We start from the raw sequence: 17007 nt of genomic DNA on the forward strand, positions 1-17007 counted from the left end.
GCTTTCGAAGGCTGAGCTTTCGAGGGCTGAGCTTTCGTCCGGAGGTGACGGCTGAAGACGCCCGGATCGACCATTGTTCGGCGGCAACAGGAGGACCACGATGGCGAAAGCGAAGAAGAAAAAAAGCAAGAAGGCCAAAAAGGCCAAGAAGGCCAAGAAGGCGGTAGCGGCGAAGAAGACCTCAAAGAAGGCAGCCAAGAAGTCCGCGAAGAAGTCTGCCAAGAAAGCCACAAAGAAATCTGCCAAGAAGGCCGCGCCGAAGAAGGCCGCCAAGAAGTCGGCCAAGAAAGCCGCTAAGAAGGCTGCCCCTAAGAAGGCCGCCAAGAAGGCTGTGAAGAAAGCTTCGCCGAAGAAGGCGAAGGCAGCTCCCGCGCCGAAGCCGTCAACGCCGGCAGCTCCGGCTCCCGAGCCCGCCGCCGAGACAAGCTGGGCGATGCCTTCGTCTTCTGCGGACACGACCCCAGCCGAAGGACAAAGTTAGGCCAAAGCTTAGGCCAAAGGCTGGATCCAATCCGACGACCATGATCGACGACAGGAAGGCCGCAGCGGTGATGCTGCGGCCTTTTTGCATCGGCGTGACGGCGCGCGAGGGATGGTCTCGTCAGGAAGCAGCCTGATTCGTGGCGCGGGCAGCACGGTACCGCCGGACCCGTACTAACCCGGGCCGTCCGGTGCACTTTGGAGTGCAAATAATGTGGTCGAGAAGACACACAGGCTGACAACCTTTCGTGGAATCGTCTGAACGCCCAAAAAGTCGGCAGATGCCCGCGTTTTTTGCTTCACGGTTTACGCCACTCCATCCAGATTGTCGCAGTTACGAAATTTGCAATCAGGTCGTGCGTTCCGGGGGCTTCCGGGATCCGGCTGGGGTCATAGAACTGGTGATGGGGATCGAAATGAAAAAAGTGGCTTTGTTGGCAACGGCGCTGGCAATGGTGACGGGCTCGGCTTTCGCGGCAGACATGGCGGTGAAGGCTAAGAAGGCCCCGGTGGTTGCTTTCGATCCCTGGGATATCGCCTTCGGCGGCGCCATCATGAGCGACTACATCTTCCGCGGTGTCACGCAGTCGAACCACAAAGCGTCGGTCGCGGCCTATTTCGAGCCGCGCTACAACGTCAACAAGGACCTCCAGCTCTACGTCGGCGTGTCCGCCGAGAGCATCTCCTTCGCCAATCGCGCCGCTGCTGAAGTCGACATCTACGGCGGTATCCGCCCGACCTTCGGCGCCTTCGCGTTCGACATCGGTGTCTGGGGCTACCTGTATCCGGGCGGCAGCTGCGCCGACAACGTGCTCACCGGCGGCATTCCCGGCGGCAACGTCTGCGGCGTCAGCACGACCACGATCTTCCTCGCCGACGGCAACGTCATGAAGAAGGACGTCAGCTTCGTCGAAGTTTACGGCAAGGTGAACTACACCATCAACGACAGCTTCACGGTCGGCGCGACCGAGTACTACTCGCCGAACTTCCTGAACTCGGGTGCCTGGGGCAACTACGCTTCGTTGACCGCCAAGTACACGGCGCCCAGCACGGCCTTCGGTCCCTCCGGCATGGGCATGTACGTGTCGGGTGAGTTCGGCCGGCAGTGGTTCGGTACTTCGGACGCCTTCTACGGCACCGGCGTCGGCACCGTTTTCGCCAACGGCATCCCCTACAAGGACTACAACACCTGGAACATCGGCATCGGCTTCACCTACAAGGTGTTCACGCTGGACCTGCGTTACTCCGACACCGACCTGAACAAGGGTGATTGCAACGCCTTCACCAGCGCCTTCAACGCCACCGGCACCACCAACGTCACCGCGATCAATCCGGGCGGCGCTGGCTCCAACTGGTGCGGCGCGGCCGGCATTGCCAAGCTGTCGTTCGACCTGACGGCGATGAGCAACCTGAAGTAAGCTTCTTCACGAAGCGACTTGATGAGGGCGGCAGGGCAACCTGCCGCCCTTTTGCTTTGGGCGCGTGGGGCGCAGGCCGGGGGGCTGCATCGTTCGAGACGCCTCCGGTGGCTCCTCACCATGAGGGGGCACGGATTTCACCGCGCGGACAGACCTCATCCTGAGGGCCCGCCAAAGGCGGGCGTCTCGAAGGATGGCCGCAACGAAGGGCCATAGCCTCAGGGAATGGTCGAGCCGCCTCAGCGTGCCGCGCTCGGCTCCTTCTCGACCGGCACACCACCGTCACCGAGGACGTGGATCGCGCCCTGCTTCACCATCGTCACCTTGCGGGTGTGGAAGGCTTCCAGCGTCGAGCGGTGACCGATCGAGACGAGGGTGGCCTGTGGTAGCCTCTCCGCCAGCAACCGGTACAGGCGGGCCTCGGACGGCTCGTCCAGCGAGGCCGTGGCCTCGTCCAGGAACAGATAGTCCGGCGCGTGCAGCAGCGCGCGGGCGAGCCCGAGGCGCTGCTGCTCGCCCAGCGACAGCATCCGGTTCCAATGACCGTCCTCCTCAAGCCGCTCGGCGAGGTCGGGCAGCCCGACCGCAATCAGCGCGTCCCTGACGCGTGAGGTTTCGAACGCGCCCGGCGCGGCCGGGTAGACCACCGCGTCGCGCAGCACGCCGACCGGGAAATAGGGGCGCTGGGGCAGCATCATCAGCTTCGCCTTTTCCGGCACGAAGATGCTGCCGGTGCCGAACGGCCAGATGCCGGCGATGGCCCGGAACAGCGTCGACTTGCCGGAGCCCGACGGTCCGGTCACCAGCACGCGCTCCGGCGTCTGGACGGAGAAGGCGTCGGCGGCGACCAGCGGCGTGCCGCTCGGCAGGTTCACGCAGAGCTGTTCGAGAGAGATATTGCGATGGCCGCCGGCAGCCTTGAGGGCAATCGCAGGCTCGTGCGGCGGCAGGTGCGCGGCCGCGTCGACCGACATTTCGAAGCCGTCGAGGCGGGCGACGATCGAGCGCCATTCCGCCAGCGATCGGTACGCCGTGACGAAGAACGACAACGCGCCCTGTACGCTCGAGAAGGCGGACGCGGTCTGCATCATGTCGCCAAGCTGGATCTTCTTGGCGAAGAAGGCCGGCGCCACCAGCACGTAGGGAAAGATCACGGCGGCCTGCTGATAGCTCGCGGTGAACGCGGTGAGGCGCTTGGTGCGGCTCATGATGGCGTACCAATTGCCGATCACGAAGCCGAAGCGCTCCAGCAGCCGGCCGCGCTCGGCGCCTTCGCCCTTGAGCAGCGCGATCTGCTCGGAATTTTCGCGGACACGGACGAGATTGAAGCGGAAGTCGGCTTCATAGCGCTGCTGCTCGAAATTGAGATTGACCAGCGGGGCGCCGATCCAGTGCGTCAGCGCCGTGCCGAAGATCGCGTAGACGAGCGCGCCCCAGCACAGATAGCCGGGGATCATGAGATCGGTGCCGAACAGGTGCAACGGCGCGGCGTTGGAAAGCCCCCAGAGGATGATCACGAAGGAGAACAGCGTCACGATCGACGAGAGCAGGCCGAGCCCGATGGTCAGGGTCTGCTCGACGAAGTTCTTGACGTCCTCGGTGATGCGTTGGTCCGGGTTGTCGGCCGCATCGCCCTTGAGCTGCATGCGGTAGTGGGTGGCGCCTTGCAGCCATTCGCCCAGATAGTGCCGGGTCAGCCATTGCCGCCAGCGGATCTGAAGCCACTGATTCAGGTATAGCTTGTAGACCGCCAGCGCGATGAAGGCGGAGGCGAGGCCGATGAAGATCCAGATCTCCCTGACGAAACTATCCCAGTCGCTTGCCTGCAGTGAGCTGTAGAACCGGTTCTGCCATTGATTGACCAGGACGTCGATCGCGACCAGCGCCAGCTCCATCGCGATGACGGCGGCGAGCAGGCCGCGGCCAGCCCATTTGTCCTCCGACCGGAAATACGGGGCGGCGATTCGCCAGACAATCGCGAGCGTGGCGCTGATGTTCTTCACAGAGCTCTGTCTCCTGAGGGGATGTGCACAACTGCCCGGGCCAAAGACCTGAGACGATGGCGGAAATCGGCGCGCTTAGACTAAAGTCGCAAGTCCTGCAATTTGCGTTGGCTTGTCGCAGCTTGCAACCCTAGCATGGGGCTCATCGGCGCGGGGTGGGGGCCTCCGGGATTTCGCGAGCTTGTGAGCGGACGGGAACCGCTGCATTCGCGAGGAATTCGCGTCCAGCTCGGGGGTTATCGCTTCAGCGTCAAGCAGGATCGGCTGTCCACGCGGGCCGCCTGCAGCACACATGCGTGGGGGAGGAAGATCATGTGGAATCAAGTTTATGACCCGTTGCACAGCCCCGTGCTGTCGACGATCGCGGCGGCAGTCCCTGTCGTCACATTGCTGGTCCTGATCGCGAGCGGCCGCGTCCAGGCTCATATCGCGGCGGTCATCGCCGTGATCGTGGCAAATTTGATCACGATCTTCGTCTTCACCATGCCGGCGAACATGTCGATCCGTGCCTCGGTGCTGGGCATCGTCACCGGCTTCTTCCCGATCGGCTGGATCGTTCTCAACGTCATCTTCCTCTACCAGGTAACGGTCACCACCGGACGCTTCGAATTGCTCAAGCGCGCGGTCGGCGGCGTCACCGAGGACCGGCGGCTGCAATTGCTGCTGATCGCGTTCTCGTTCGGTGCCTTCTTCGAAGGCGCTTCGGGCTTCGGCACGCCGGTCGCGATCACGGGCGCCGTCCTGATCGGCCTCGGCTTCTCGCCGCTTGCAGCAAGCGGCCTGTCGCTGATCGCCAACACCGCGCCGGTCGCCTATGGGGCGCTGGGCACGCCGATCCAGGGCCTTGCCTCGGTCACCGGGCTTGATCCTTACATCCTCGGCGCGATGGTCGGCCGGCAATTGCCGTTCTTCTCGCTGATCGTGCCGTTCTGGGTAGTGTGGGCGTTCGCGGGCTGGAAGGGCATGAAGGATGTCTGGCCGGCGATCCTGGTCACCGGCGTGTCGTTCGCGGTCCCGCAATTCGTGATCTCGAACTTCATCAATCCCTGGATCGTCGACATCGGCGCATCGCTGATCTCGATGGGCGCGCTGATCCTGTTCCTGAAGGTCTGGCAGCCGAGGCAGCTCTGGCTGTCCCCGGCGCTGCGCGGCCGCGATGAATCGGCCGCCACCATGGCCGCGGCAAAACCGATGGACAAGACGCCGCTGACGCAGAGCGAGTTGTTCAGCGCGCTGCTGCCGTGGATCATCGTCTGCATCGTGATGCTGATCTGGGGCAATGGTGGGTTCAAGACCTGGGCGAACTCGATCTTCACCTGGAACTATCCCGTTCCCGAGCTGCATCAGATGATCAACAAGATGCCGCCGGTCGCGCCAGGACCGACGAAAGAGAGCGCGGTGTTCGGCTTCACCTATCTCTCGTTCACCGGCACCGGCATGCTGATTGCCGCGATCATCTCCGGCTTCCTGATGGGCGTCGGGCCCGGCAAGCTCTTGATCCAGTACGGCCGCACCATCCGGCTGTGCGCGATCTCGCTGATCACGATCTCGGCGATGCTCGCGATCGGCACGCTGACACGGCTCTCCGGCGTCGACGCGACGCTGGGCCTCGCCTTCGCCGCAACCGGCGTGCTCTATCCCTTCTTCGGCACGCTGCTCGGCTGGTTGGGCGTGGCGCTAACGGGATCGGATACCGCTTCCAACGTTCTGTTCGGAAATCTTCAGAAGATCACCTCCGAGCAACTCGGCCTGTCGCCGATCCTGATGGGCGCGGCGAACTCGTCCGGCGGCGTGATGGGCAAGATGATCGACGCGCAATCGATCGTGGTCGCGTCCACCGCGACCAACTGGTACGGCCATGAGGGCACGATCCTGCGCTTCGTGTTCTGGCACTCGATCGTGCTGGCCTGCCTCGTCGGTGTGCTCGTGACGTTGCAGGCCTATGTCTGGCCGTTCACGGCGATGGTGCTGAAGTAGCAGGCCACGCGCGGCTTCAAGCCAAATCCCCGCGAGGTTGGTCCTCGCGGGGATTTTTGCGTGGCGCATGGGCGAACCTTCTCAACGGCGCCGCCGTCTTATAGAAGGTGGCGCAAATCAGGTCGTTCGAGAGGTCTCATGGTTTCGTTCAGGCAGATGGTGTGTGCGGCAGTTGCGATGCTCGCGATGTCCACGCTCGCGCGTGCGGAGGACGGTTTTCCGTTCGGCACCGAGATGACGCTGGAGGCGCTGCCGCAGCCGGGCTCGAAGCGGATTCCGAACATCGAGATCGGCGACAATGGTGAGGTCGTGCTGGAGCTCTGGTGCAAGGGCGGCAAGGGCCAGTTCTCGGTCGCCGGCAACACCGTAATCTTCGTCCCCGGCCAGATCCAGGACCGCTCCTGCCCGCCGGCGCGGGCCCAGGCCGACGACGATCTCGTTGCAGCGCTGGGCAGCGTCGAGACCTGGAAGCGCCAGGGCGACGTGCTGACGCTCGTCGGCCCCAAGCCGCTGCGTTTTCGCGTCAACGGCAATTAGCCACCGCTGTCATTCCCCGCGACCCGGCTACGCCAAGGCTTCGCCGGGGTTGAGGTCCAGGGGCGCCGAAGCTTTAGCGTAGGCGGCAAGCGGGGAATCCAGTACGCCGCGGCTTCTCGAGTCATCAAAACCGTCTCGGAGTACTGGATCGCCCGGTCAAGCCGGGCGATGATCGAGAGTTGATGTGCGGGCTACATCACTTCCACACCGACTTGTCGGCGTCCCAGCGCTGGCCCTTCAGCTCCCTGGCGAGCGCCTCGACCGAACCGTTGTCGTCGGGCTGATCGCCTTCCTCGTCGGCGGTCGCTTCGTCCGAGAGATTGAGCTTGGCGCCGCTGCTCTCGTCGGTGGTCGTGGTCGCGGGACTCCCGACCCAGAGCATGAGCTTGTCGGTCGTGCCGGGCTTGTCGGGCGAGACGAGAGCCGCAACCTCGATCGTGTCGGTGAGCTCGAGTGCGGGAAAGTCCTGGTTCGGGCGCTTGAACACCAGCTTGAGCTTGCCGGTCGCCGGGTTGAAGCTTTGCGAGACCGGCTTTGCCGCGAGCGTCCTGCTCAGCACGCCAGCCACCGCGGCCGCGAGCTTGTCGCGGTTGATCTTGTCGCCCTCGCGCCAGTCGGCGGCGGCAATGCGGATGGTGCGATCCATCTCGGTCATGCCCGCGGTCCAGCCCGCGGCGGTGACGCCGGGCATCGCCTTGAATTTTGCCAGCAGCGCGCCGGCGCGCTCCGGATCGACCGACATGTTGATGGTCTGCTCGCCCGCGCGTAGCGCGTCGCAGCCGACGGTGAGGCTCGCCAGCGTCACCTCGACGTCCTGGCCCTTCAGGCTCTTCAGGAACTCGGTCGCGGCATCCAGCTTGACCTTGACCGCGATCGCTTCCGGCGAGACGTCGGTGAAATCCTTCGGCTGCGGCGTGATGCCGTCGTCGGAGGTCTGGTTGTCGAGGAATTCCTTCTCGCTGAGATCGGAATTGTCGGGCGAGGTGACCTCGGTCACGGCTTGGCCAATGCTGATCTGGCCGCGGAATTCGAACGTGTCTCCGGCCTGCTTGCGCAGCAGCTTGACGGTGACCGGCGCCTTCGCGCCGAGGCTCTGCGTCGTACCCGTCAGGTTCTGGCCCGCGACCTGGAGATTGATGACGAAGCGGTCCTTGCGGTCGGAATTCTTCGCGACGGGATAACAGACGTCGAGCACGGCTGCGGTGACGGTCTTGCCTTGGCGTGTCTCCTTCAGGATCACGTCGGCGTTGCCGTCCATCAGCCCGTCGATCGAGGTGAAATAGCGCGTCTCGACGCCGCCCGGCGCCGTGGCCTTCGGCGCCAGCTTCATCTGGGCGGATGCGACCTCAGGCGAAACCGCAAGCAGAGCCGCCAGAACGGCCGTGGAGCAAAACACAAGCGCGCGCATCGACGAAATCCCCGAGGCAATGGGGCATGATCCGGAAAAATGTGAAGCGGTTTTCCGTTGAGATCAGGCCCAAACAATTCGAATCGGGCGTCACCGTAGTGGGTTTTGGCCGCCGGTTGAATTGGAAAGCACGGGCCATGATTGCCAAAAAAGAAGGCCGCCCGGAGGCGGCCTTCGCAACACTGTGGGCTAAGGATCGGCCTTAGAAGCCGCCCATGCCGCCACCGGCCGGCATGCCGGGCGCGGCGTCCTTCTTCGGCGACTCGGCAACCATGGCCTCGGTGGTCACCAGCAGGCCGGCGATCGAGGCGGCGTCCTGGAGCGCGGTGCGCACCACCTTGGCGGGGTCGATGATGCCCTTCTCGACCATGTCGACATACTCCTCGGTCTGGGCGTCGAAGCCGAAGGTCTCGGACTTGTTCTCCAGGATCTTGCCGACGACGATCGAGCCTTCCACGCCCGCGTTCTCGGAGATCTGGCGGATCGGGGCTTCCAGCGCCTTCAGCACGATGTTGATGCCGGCCTGGACGTCGGCGTTGGCGTTGGTGAGACGGCCGACCGCCTTCTTGGCGCGGAGCAGCGCGACACCGCCGCCGGGGACGATGCCTTCCTGCACCGCGGCGCGGGTGGCGTTGAGCGCATCCTCGACGCGGTCCTTCTTCTCCTTGACCTCGATCTCGGTGGCGCCGCCGACGCGGATCACCGCGACGCCGCCTGCGAGCTTGGCGAGGCGCTCCTGGAGCTTCTCACGGTCGTAATCCGAGGTGGTCTCCTCGATCTGGGCCTTGATCTGGCCGACGCGGGCCTCGATCTCCGGCTTCTTGCCGGCGCCCTTGACGATCGTGGTGTTCTCCTTGTCGATCACCACCTTGCCCGCGCGCCCAAGCATCTTCACCGTGACGTTCTCGAGCTTCATGCCGAGGTCTTCGGAGATCAGCTGGCCGCCGGTGAGGATCGCGAGGTCCTCGAGCATGGCCTTGCGGCGGTCGCCGAAGCCCGGCGCCTTGACGGCGGCGACCTTCAGGCCGCCACGGAGGCGGTTGACGACCAGGGTGGCCAGCGCCTCGCCCTCGACGTCCTCGGCGATGATGACGAGCGGCTTGCCCGACTGCACCACGGCTTCCAGCACCGGCAGCATGGCCTGCAGGCCGGACAGCTTCTTCTCGTGCAGGAGGATGTAGGCGTCCTCGAGCTCGGCGGTCATCTTCTCGGGGTTGGTGACGAAGTAGGGTGACAGATAGCCGCGGTCGAACTTCATGCCCTCGACGATGTCCACCTCGGTGTCGAGCGACTTGTTCTCCTCGACGGTGATGACGCCCTCGTTGCCGACCTTCTGCATCGCCTGCGCGATCATCTTGCCGATGGCGGCATCGCCGTTGGCCGAGATGGTGCCGACCTGGGCGACCTCGGAGGAGGCGGCGACCGGCTTGGCGCGCTTCTCGATGTCCTTGACGACGGCCGCGACAGCGATGTCGATGCCGCGCTTGAGGTCCATCGGATTCATGCCGGCGGCAACCGACTTGGCGCCTTCGCGCACGATGGACTGGGCCAGCACGGTCGCGGTGGTGGTGCCGTCGCCGGCGAGGTCGTTGGTCTTGGAGGCGACCTCACGGACCATCTGGGCGCCCATGTTCTCGAACTTGTCCTCGAGCTCGATCTCCTTGGCGACGGTGACGCCGTCCTTGGTGATGCGCGGCGCGCCGAACGACTTCTCGATGAGCACGTTGCGGCCTTTCGGGCCGAGCGTCACCTTGACGGCATTGGCGAGAATGTCGACGCCGCGCAGCATGCGATCGCGCGCGTCTCCGGAAAACTTGACGTCTTTGGCAGCCATGGTCTGCAATTCCTCTTGTTTCGTGATGTGTCTTGTTTATTGGGCCGCCTCATTCCGGGGTCCGCGATCGAACCCGGCGGAATGATGCATGCCCGGATCGAGTGACCCGGGCATGCATTCAGCGGCCGTTCAGGCGTTTGGCCTTAGGCCATCACGCCCATGATGTCCGACTCCTTCATGATCAGGAGCTCATCGTTGTCGATCTTGACCTCGGTGCCCGACCACTTGCCAAACAGCACACGGTCGCCGACCTTGAGGTCGATCGGGATCAGCTTGCCGGCCTCGTCGCGGCCACCGGGGCCGACGGCGACAACTTCGCCCTGGGACGGCTTTTCCTTGGCCGTGTCCGGAATGATGATGCCGCCCTTGGTCTTTGACTCGGCGTCGATACGTTTGACCACGACACGGTCATGCAGCGGACGAAATTTGGATTTAGTCATGACGTTTCCCTTTGGAGGCTCGTTTCGGAAGGAGTGAAAGTGGGCGGGCGGCGCTTCCGTCCACCCTTCCCGAGGATCGATCGGCGCGCGTTAGCAATCCATCTTTCAGAGTGCTAATGGTGCGTCCGGGAATATGGCTTGGCCGCGATCCTGTCAAGCAAAGGTGGTTAAGCGATTGGTGAGACGGATATAGGATGGTGACATTGGAAACTTGTTCGGGGCGCCGGCGTATTAAAGGACGTCATTGCTCCGGCAGCGGTTTTGCGCTTGGCTGCGGAAGGGGTGCGGCCATGGTTTTGTCCGGGGGAATGCCATGATCAGTTCAGCTCACGCGCGCACGGTCGCCAATCTGGCGGCGGCTTCTTGCCTGGCGCTGCTGCTTGGCGCCTGCGGCGGCGGCATGAGCCTGCCGTCCTTTTCTTCGTCCTCACCGCCCCCCGAGGCCGAGCCCGGCACCGGTCCGGAAATGCCCGCCTCGATCCGCGCCGACGAGATCGTCGGCCGCTGGGGCCTCGCCTCGTTCCAGAACCCGGCCGACCGCGCCCGCACCGAGGCTGCCGCCCGGGCCCAATGCAAAAATCCTTACGTGATCACCGCCGGCTCCTCCGGCGGCGTGATCATGCATCTGGCGGACCAGGCAACACCGCAGGAGCTGCGGCTGAAGGGTTCGCCCAGCGGCAAGAATTATATCGGGCCGGCGGGTCCGACGCCCGGCGAGCAGGACCGCGAGATCGTCTCCTTCGACGGCCGCGTCCTCATCACCCGCTTCATCGACAAGGACGCCGCCACCCGCTACGGCAACATGGTCTACGTCCGCTGCGCGCCGAGGGCGTGATCGGGGCGCCGGCCTAGCCACTCGTCATTGCGAGGAGCGAAGCGACGAAGCACTCCAGGCTGCCTCCGCGGACACAGTCTGGATTGCTTCGCTTCGCTCGCAATGACGTCCCAAACAAAAAAACGCCGGCTTGCGCCGGCGTTTTGTTTTTCCGTAGTGTCGCGTCCGCTCAGTCGAACAGCGCGTCGATGTCGTCCTGCGAGGCGTGGCCGACGTCGCCGGCGAGCTTCGGGCCGTTGAGAAGCTTGTCGTCATCGCTGCGGGTGTCGACCTGCGGCACGACGTGGGACTTGATCGCGTCGACGCCGCCCCAGATCTCCATCATGGAATTGATATGCTGCTCGATGAACTTCATCGTGCTCATGACCTTGCTGATGCGCTGGCCGGTCAGGTCCTGGAAGTTGCAGGCTTCGAAGATCGAGATGACGCGTTCCTGGATATCGTCGGCGAGCCGCTTCTGCTGATCGGCCGATTGCACCTTGGCCATCGCGCTGGCCGCCTGGTCGATCGACTCGGCGGCTTCGAGGATCTGCTGGGTCGCCTGTTCGGTGCCGCCGACGACCGCGCCGAGCTCGCCATTGACCTTGGCCATTTCGCCGCCGTCGAAGCTCTTGCCATGCAGTGTCGCGATCTCGCGCTTGGTGCGGTCGATGGCGTCGTGGATGAGGTCGAGCTCGACCTTCAGCTTCTCGCACTGCTCGATCTGCGCCCGGTAAGTATCGAGCATGGTGCGGGCTTCGGAGAGCTCGTGGGCGGTGGAGGCGTCGATCGCCGCCATGGCGGCGCTGCCGGACAAGGGCACGGTGCCCTTCGCCATCTGTGCACGGATCGCACGCAACTCGGCCATGATCTCGCTATGCATCGGCGCAGCCTCCTCAATCATTTCGGGGCTGGGCATCTCGCCGACAATAGCCTCCTCGACACGAAAACGTTTGCGGTGAATAGCCATCAAGAACTCCCCCCACCTCACTCACGCGTCTTTGTAGGCAGAAGCGATTTAACACGAAGTTCACAGCCGGAACTGTCGTCTCGGTTGTGCGCGACGGCTTGCAAACGGGCGATTAACCATGCGTGCACGGCGTTCATCGAAAATAAACGCTGATCGCCAAATTGCACCGCTGCCGACGACGTGGTGAATCGAAATGGCGTTTCCGTTTACCAAACAAAACGGCTTTTGCTTTTTATTGACCACGTCGCGGGTGCGGATCAGCCACCACCTCGCCACGACGCACATGATCTAGACGAAACAGTAGAGTACGTCGATGTTCAAGAAAATGTCTGTTGCGCTGCTTGGCAGCGCTTGCACCTTCATTGCCGGCGCCAACAGCGCCAGCGCCTTCGACAATAGCGTGCCGAACGATCCGCCCGCGGTGCTCTACCAGCCGCAAGTGCCGCCTGCGCCGGTGCGTGTCGCCTCCAATTCGAACATGGGCGGCGGCTTCATCGAGTTCATGTTCGGCGACGGGCCCGGTCGCGGTCCGGCCTACGCTCCGCAGCAGCCGATGTATCAGCAGCAGCCAGGTTATTATGACCAGCGCCGCCTGCCGCCGATGGGCGAACCGCAGATGCAGGGCGCAGGTCTCCAACAGGAGGCCGTCGATCCGCGGCAGCGTCAGTTCGACCCGAGATTCGAGAAACAACTCGTTGACTATAGCGGCAATGAAAGCGCCGGCACGATTGTGGTCGATACGCCCAACAAGTTTCTCTATCTCGTCGAGGGCAACGGTCGGGCGATGCGCTACGGCATCGGCGTCGGCCGCCCCGGCTTCACCTGGTCCGGCGTGAAGTCGATCACGGCGAAGCGCGAATGGCCGGCCTGGACCCCGCCGGCGGAAATGATCGCACGCCGTCCCGACCTGCCCCGGCACATGGAAGGCGGCCCGGAAAATCCGCTCGGCGCGCGCGCGATGTATCTCGGCTCGACGCTTTACCGTATCCACGGTTCGAACGAGCCCTGGACCATCGGCACCAACGTCTCCTCGGGCTGCATCCGCATGCGCAACGAAGACGTCATCGATCTCTACGGTCGCGTCAATGTCGGCACCAAGGTCGTCGTGATGTAGGCGCATAGCGCTCGGAACCAAAACGGCCGCCTCATCGGCGGCCGTTCTCGTTTGGAGCAAGGATAAAAAGCGTCAGGCGTAATCGCTGCCGCCATCATCTCCGCCGCCGAAATCGCTGTCGTCGGCGAGATCGACATTGCCGCCGTCATTATCGTTCTGATCGTTGTAATTCTGGTCGTCGTTCGAAGCGTGGTCGGCGAAGCCCTGCCGGGACGCATCACCGCGGTTCGAGCCGATGTCGTCGAGGCCGGCATCGCGCGCGAGCGAGCCGCCGGACTGATCGCTGCCGCTCCAGGGACTTCCACCGGCGCTGCGGTCGCCCAGGGCATTGGTGTCGCCGAAAGCCTGCTGATGCGATCCGCCCATCATGCCGCGGATGCTGGAGAGCAGCAGCGAGCCGCCAACGACGCCGGCCGCGGCTGCCGCCGCCGTGCCGAGGAACGAACCGCCGCCACCGCCGACCGGGGGCGCGCCATAGCCCTGGCCTGGACCCTGACCGTATGCCTGCCCATAAGGCGGCTGGCCGTAGCCCGGCTGGGTCTGCTGCATCGCCTGGCCACTGTTCCACACCGGCCGCGAGTCACGCGGCGGCACGTTCGGAACCGAGCCGCGCGACGGACCCCCGCCGAACAGCGTGTCGCGCATGGTGTCCAGGAAACCGCCGGACTGCGCCTGCTCGGGCGCCTGCCCCGCCTCCAGCTCCTGGATGCGGTTGTGGGCGCGCTTCAGCGCCTCGTCCTGCAACAGCGTGGTCTGCACCAGCGCATAGATCGCGCCGGGCGCCTTGCGCAGGCCGTCGGAGATTGCGGCGATCGCGTCGGGATCGCGCGGTGCATTTTCCAGTTTCGAAAGCCGGTCGAAAAGCTCGTCGACGAGCTGGCGTTCCTGCGGCGTCATGGTCAGTCTCCCTCGCGCAAAACAAGCGCGAGGCAGATGTAGGGTTCCATTGTGGCCCCAACAGTGCCGGCAGGATTAAATTTCGGTATGCGACAAGCTGTCTCGCGGGCCGCTTTCTCGCAAACTTTCACCGGTTCACTCCAGCGTGACGCCGCTGTCCGTCAGCAGGCGCGCGAAGGCATCGCCGGCGAGATAGGCGTGCTCGCGTTCGCGGACGTCCGTCATCGGGTCGAGCCCGGTGAGGATGTCGTCGACGAAGCCGGGATGACACATGATGAGGCCGCCATCCGGCAGGCCTTCGAGGAATTGCCGCATCAGCGCACCGAAATCGGCGGCTTGCGTGAAATCATAGGCGCCGGCGAAGCCGGGATTGAAGCTGAGGCCCGCGCTGCCGGCACGCCGGCGGAATTGCGCGCTGAGGATATCGAGCACCATGGCTTTCGGTGAGGCCAGCCGCTGCATCAGCGGCAGGTCGCGGCCGCCCTGGCGCACCCAGGCTTTGGGCGCGACTTCGGCGACGGCGTCGACAAAGCCGTCGCGCACCTGCGGATAGAGCTGCACATGCTGATGACCATCGACGAAGTCGGGCGCGCGTCCGAACGCTTTTGCGAAGGCTGCCAGCTGCGCCTTGACCTCGTTGCGAAAGAATTCGCGGTCGAGCCTTCGCGCAAGACCCGCGCGCAGCAGCTTCGGAAACGGGAGAAACATGTCGCCGTCGAGCGGGCGGAAATGCATGGTGAGCGGCCGGAACGGTGCCGACAATGTCACGTGCAATCCGATCGCGCAGCGCGGGCTCGCTTGCGCTGCCGTCTGGAGCGCCTCGATCTCGCTGCGCTCGACCGCAGGTCCCACCATCATCACCGACGTCGCGTTGAGACGGCCGCGTTCGATCAGGTCGCGGATGGCGCGATTGACGCCCGGGCTGATGCCGTAATCGTCGGCGCAGAGCCAGATCCGCCGCGGCGGCGCGGCCGCGCTCATTCGGCCGCCGTCCTCTTCGAGGCGTCGTCAGCCTTGTCGGTCTCGAAATGCTTTTCACTGTGCTCGGCGACGAAGTAGATCGGGCGCGCCTTCAGCTCGGAGAGGATCTTGCCGATATATTCGCCGACGATGCCGATCATGATGAGCTGCACGCCGCCGATCGTCATCAGGCCGATCACGAGTGAGGGATAGCCGGGCACCTGCTTGCCGGTGGTCAGGACCTCCCACAGGATCGACAGACCGAACAGGAACGCGCCGCCGGCGAGGATCACGCCGAGCAGACTGGCGAAGCGCAGAGGCGCCACCGAGAACGAGGTGACGCCTTCGATCGAAAGACCAAGCAGGCGCGCGGCGCTGAAGGTCGTCACGCCATGGGTGCGCGGCGCGGGCTCGTAATCGACGCGGATCTGGCGGAAGCCGATCCAGCTCGCAAGGCCCTTGAAGAAGCGGTTGCGCTCCGGCAATTGCCTCAGTGCTGCGACCGCGCGCGGCGACAGCAGGCGGAAGTCGCCGGCGTCTTCGGGAATCTTCTGGCGCGCGCCCCAATTGATCAGCGCATAGAAGCCCCGTCCGGCGAGCCGCCGCAGGAACGGTTCGTTGTCGCGATGCGCCTTGGCGGTATAGACGACGTCGTAGCCGTCCTCGATCCAGTGCCGCACCAGTCGCTCGACCAACGACGGCGGATGCTGGCCGTCGCCGTCCATGAACAGCACCGCGCCGAGCCGGGCATGGTCGAGGCCGGCCATCAGCGCGGCCTCCTTGCCGAAATTGCGCGACAGCGACACCACCTGGACGTCGACCGCGTCGGCCGGCAGCGAGCGGGCGATCGACAGCGTCGCGTCCGCGCTGCCGTCGTCGACATAGACGACCTCGCAAGCCAAGCGATAACGCTGCCGCAAGGTCTTTGCGAGATCGCAGATGCGCTGGTGCAGGGCGGCAAGGCCCGCCGCTTCGTTGTAGAGGGGGACGACAATCGACAGTCCCTTCGCGGCGGTGCTTGCCGCAATGGTCGTCATGCCGGAAACGTCAGAGCCCAGCGTCATCGATCAAGGTTCCAGAGGCGATCAGGTTTTCTTGCAAGGTCATCTCGACAGCATATGGTAGCTGCCGTTTGCTGTCGCTACGCTGAACGGAATTGCTCAACAAACTTTGGGCTCACTGCCGCAGGAACGCCTCGAGCCTGGCGAACAGCGGGTTGTCCCGGTCGAACACGTAATCCAGCGAAACCACCGAGACGGTCTCGGCGCCATGGGTGCGCAGGAAGCTCGCGAGTGCATAGAGCTGGCCCGGCGGGCAGTGCAGCGTGAGCATGCCCGACGAGGTCGGTCCGCCGAACGGGGCTTCGACGCCGAAGCGCTCGTGGGCCTCGGTGAGCATGGCCGCGTCGCACTGGCGGAAGCGGGTGCGGACTTCTCGGTATTTGTTGGCCCGCGCCCGCGCCGCGATGTGATCGAGGATGATTCGCGCGGTCTCCCGCGCCTGCGGCGACCAATCGGCGTCTCTCGAGGCGACCAGATTGGCCTGGCTGCGCAGGATCACGCCGTCGTCGAGCACCCGCAATCCGTTGGCGGCGAGGGTCGCTCCGGTCGTGGTGATGTCGACGATCAACTCGGCGCTTCCGGCGGCCGGCGCGCCTTCGGTCGCGCCCGTGCTTTCAACGATGCGGTAATCGGTGATGCCCTGGCTCTGGAAGAAGGCGCGGGTGAGGTTGATGAACTTGGTCGCGACCCGCATCCGCATATGATGCTGCTCGCGGAAGCCGGTGGTGACGTCGTCGAGGTCGGCCATGGTGCGGACGTCGATCCACGCCTGCGGCACCGCGACGACGACGTCGGCATAGCCGAAGCCGAGGCCTTCGATCAGGGAGACGCGCTTGTCGGCGTCCGCGATGGTCTCGCGCACCAGATCCTCGCCGGTGACGCCGAGATGCGCCGAGCCGCGGGACAGTTGCGAGGCGATCTCGCTCGCCGAGAGATAGGCGACCTCGACATTGTCGAGGCCCGTGAGCGTGCCGCGATAGTCGCGGGCGCCGCCCGCCTTCGACAGCTTCAGCCCGGCGCGGGCGAAGAAGGCCTCGGTGTTTTCCTGCAGGCGGCCCTTGGAGGGAACGGCCAGAACGAATGGCGCGCTCATG

16 protein-coding genes are annotated in these 17007 nt (G+C 64.5%); 7 read left to right on the forward strand and 9 right to left on the reverse strand.

Features of this window, described 5'->3' with window-relative positions; translation table 11 throughout:
* The first annotated feature begins 100 nt into the window (after positions 1–100).
* Positions 101–481 carry a histone gene (locus tag ACVIN2_RS25650; RefSeq protein WP_456769806.1) on the forward strand — a complete coding sequence of 127 codons (381 nt, stop codon included), beginning with the start codon at positions 101–103 and terminating at the stop codon, positions 479–481.
* Between the two features lie 415 nt (positions 482–896).
* The gene (locus tag ACVIN2_RS25655) at positions 897–1898 is read left to right on the forward strand and encodes a TorF family putative porin (RefSeq protein ID WP_007596962.1); all 1002 of its coding nucleotides are present in this window, start codon (positions 897–899) and stop codon (positions 1896–1898) included.
* Positions 1899–2137: 239 nt separating this feature from the next.
* On the opposite strand, the gene ACVIN2_RS25660 is transcribed toward ACVIN2_RS25655, so the two are convergent.
* Positions 2138–3901, reverse strand: a complete 1764-nt coding sequence (locus ACVIN2_RS25660) for an ABC transporter ATP-binding protein/permease (RefSeq protein ID WP_456767695.1) — start codon at positions 3899–3901, stop codon at positions 2138–2140.
* Between the two features lie 312 nt (positions 3902–4213).
* Between ACVIN2_RS25660 and ACVIN2_RS25665 the strand changes: the two genes are divergently transcribed.
* Both ACVIN2_RS25665 and ACVIN2_RS25670 read left to right on the forward strand, forming a co-directional pair.
* Positions 4214–5878 (forward strand): L-lactate permease, encoded by a 1665-nt coding sequence (locus tag ACVIN2_RS25665; RefSeq protein WP_456767696.1) that lies wholly within the window; start codon positions 4214–4216, stop codon positions 5876–5878.
* 138 nt (positions 5879–6016) lie between these two features.
* A complete protein-coding gene (locus ACVIN2_RS25670) occupies positions 6017–6415 on the forward strand; it encodes an META domain-containing protein (RefSeq protein ID WP_027565442.1) in 399 nt (132 codons plus the stop codon).
* Positions 6416–6611: 196 nt separating this feature from the next.
* Here the strand turns inward: ACVIN2_RS25670 and ACVIN2_RS25675 are convergent, their stop codons facing one another.
* Positions 6612–7823, reverse strand: coding sequence for a hypothetical protein (locus ACVIN2_RS25675; RefSeq protein ID WP_456767697.1), 1212 nt, complete (start codon positions 7821–7823; stop codon positions 6612–6614).
* 26 nt (positions 7824–7849) lie between these two features.
* Here ACVIN2_RS25675 and ACVIN2_RS25680 point away from each other — a divergent pair, with 26 nt between their 5' ends.
* A complete protein-coding gene (locus tag ACVIN2_RS25680; protein WP_456767698.1) occupies positions 7850–8029 on the forward strand; it encodes a hypothetical protein in 180 nt (59 codons plus the stop codon).
* Here the strand turns inward: ACVIN2_RS25680 and groL are convergent.
* Positions 8026–9657, reverse strand: coding sequence for a chaperonin GroEL (gene groL / locus ACVIN2_RS25685; protein ID WP_027520435.1), 1632 nt, complete (start codon positions 9655–9657; stop codon positions 8026–8028). The genes ACVIN2_RS25680 and groL overlap by 4 nt on opposite strands.
* 143 nt (positions 9658–9800) lie before the next feature.
* Complete coding sequence (locus ACVIN2_RS25690) at positions 9801–10097, reverse strand: co-chaperone GroES (RefSeq protein ID WP_007596954.1); 297 nt, start codon at positions 10095–10097, stop codon at positions 9801–9803.
* A gap of 313 nt (positions 10098–10410) precedes the next feature.
* Between ACVIN2_RS25690 and ACVIN2_RS25695 the strand changes: the two genes are divergently transcribed.
* The gene (locus tag ACVIN2_RS25695; RefSeq protein ID WP_007596953.1) at positions 10411–10932 is read left to right on the forward strand and encodes a hypothetical protein; all 522 of its coding nucleotides are present in this window, start codon (positions 10411–10413) and stop codon (positions 10930–10932) included.
* A 169-nt stretch (positions 10933–11101) separates the two neighbouring features.
* Here the strand turns inward: ACVIN2_RS25695 and ACVIN2_RS25700 are convergent, their stop codons facing one another.
* A complete protein-coding gene (locus ACVIN2_RS25700) occupies positions 11102–11881 on the reverse strand; it encodes a protein phosphatase CheZ (RefSeq protein ID WP_007596952.1) in 780 nt (259 codons plus the stop codon).
* Positions 11882–12194: 313 nt separating this feature from the next.
* Here ACVIN2_RS25700 and ACVIN2_RS25705 point away from each other — a divergent pair, with 313 nt between their 5' ends.
* Positions 12195–12995, forward strand: coding sequence for a L,D-transpeptidase (locus ACVIN2_RS25705; RefSeq protein ID WP_456767699.1), 801 nt, complete (start codon positions 12195–12197; stop codon positions 12993–12995).
* Positions 12996–13067: 72 nt separating this feature from the next.
* Here the strand turns inward: ACVIN2_RS25705 and ACVIN2_RS25710 are convergent, their stop codons facing one another.
* The 4 genes from ACVIN2_RS25710 to hisG form a co-directional block, all read right to left on the reverse strand.
* Positions 13068–13892 carry a DUF2076 domain-containing protein gene (locus tag ACVIN2_RS25710; RefSeq protein ID WP_456767700.1) on the reverse strand — a complete coding sequence of 275 codons (825 nt, stop codon included), beginning with the start codon at positions 13890–13892 and terminating at the stop codon, positions 13068–13070.
* Between the two features lie 135 nt (positions 13893–14027).
* A complete protein-coding gene (locus ACVIN2_RS25715; protein WP_456767701.1) occupies positions 14028–14873 on the reverse strand; it encodes a ChbG/HpnK family deacetylase in 846 nt (281 codons plus the stop codon).
* Positions 14870–15916 carry a glycosyltransferase family 2 protein gene (locus ACVIN2_RS25720; RefSeq protein WP_247284639.1) on the reverse strand — a complete coding sequence of 349 codons (1047 nt, stop codon included), beginning with the start codon at positions 15914–15916 and terminating at the stop codon, positions 14870–14872. The genes ACVIN2_RS25715 and ACVIN2_RS25720 overlap by 4 nt, the downstream gene beginning before the upstream one ends.
* 112 nt (positions 15917–16028) lie before the next feature.
* The gene (gene hisG, locus ACVIN2_RS25725) at positions 16029–17006 is read right to left on the reverse strand and encodes an ATP phosphoribosyltransferase (RefSeq protein ID WP_456767702.1); all 978 of its coding nucleotides are present in this window, start codon (positions 17004–17006) and stop codon (positions 16029–16031) included.
* Position 17007: the final 1 nt, after the last annotated feature.

This window comes from Bradyrhizobium sp. USDA 3650 (assembly GCF_054057395.1).

What these genes read in the sequence shown, in the direction of transcription:
- ACVIN2_RS25650 (WP_456769806.1), top strand. Translation starts at nt 101, where the DNA reads ATGGCGAAAGCGAAGAAGAAAAAAAGCAAGAAGGCCAAAAAGGCCAAG.
- ACVIN2_RS25655 (WP_007596962.1), top strand. Translation starts at nt 897, where the DNA reads ATGAAAAAAGTGGCTTTGTTGGCAACGGCGCTGGCAATGGTGACGGGC.
- ACVIN2_RS25665 (WP_456767696.1), top strand. Translation starts at nt 4,214, where the DNA reads ATGTGGAATCAAGTTTATGACCCGTTGCACAGCCCCGTGCTGTCGACG.
- ACVIN2_RS25670 (WP_027565442.1), top strand. Translation starts at nt 6,017, where the DNA reads ATGGTTTCGTTCAGGCAGATGGTGTGTGCGGCAGTTGCGATGCTCGCG.
- ACVIN2_RS25675 (WP_456767697.1), bottom strand. Translation starts at nt 7,823, where the DNA reads ATGCGCGCGCTTGTGTTTTGCTCCACGGCCGTTCTGGCGGCTCTGCTT.
- ACVIN2_RS25680 (WP_456767698.1), top strand. Translation starts at nt 7,850, where the DNA reads ATGATCCGGAAAAATGTGAAGCGGTTTTCCGTTGAGATCAGGCCCAAA.
- groL (WP_027520435.1), bottom strand. Translation starts at nt 9,657, where the DNA reads ATGGCTGCCAAAGACGTCAAGTTTTCCGGAGACGCGCGCGATCGCATG.
- ACVIN2_RS25690 (WP_007596954.1), bottom strand. Translation starts at nt 10,097, where the DNA reads ATGACTAAATCCAAATTTCGTCCGCTGCATGACCGTGTCGTGGTCAAA.
- ACVIN2_RS25695 (WP_007596953.1), top strand. Translation starts at nt 10,411, where the DNA reads ATGATCAGTTCAGCTCACGCGCGCACGGTCGCCAATCTGGCGGCGGCT.
- ACVIN2_RS25700 (WP_007596952.1), bottom strand. Translation starts at nt 11,881, where the DNA reads ATGGCTATTCACCGCAAACGTTTTCGTGTCGAGGAGGCTATTGTCGGC.
- ACVIN2_RS25705 (WP_456767699.1), top strand. Translation starts at nt 12,195, where the DNA reads ATGTTCAAGAAAATGTCTGTTGCGCTGCTTGGCAGCGCTTGCACCTTC.
- ACVIN2_RS25710 (WP_456767700.1), bottom strand. Translation starts at nt 13,892, where the DNA reads ATGACGCCGCAGGAACGCCAGCTCGTCGACGAGCTTTTCGACCGGCTT.
- ACVIN2_RS25715 (WP_456767701.1), bottom strand. Translation starts at nt 14,873, where the DNA reads ATGAGCGCGGCCGCGCCGCCGCGGCGGATCTGGCTCTGCGCCGACGAT.
- ACVIN2_RS25720 (WP_247284639.1), bottom strand. Translation starts at nt 15,916, where the DNA reads ATGACGCTGGGCTCTGACGTTTCCGGCATGACGACCATTGCGGCAAGC.
- hisG (WP_456767702.1), bottom strand. Translation starts at nt 17,006, where the DNA reads ATGAGCGCGCCATTCGTTCTGGCCGTTCCCTCCAAGGGCCGCCTGCAG.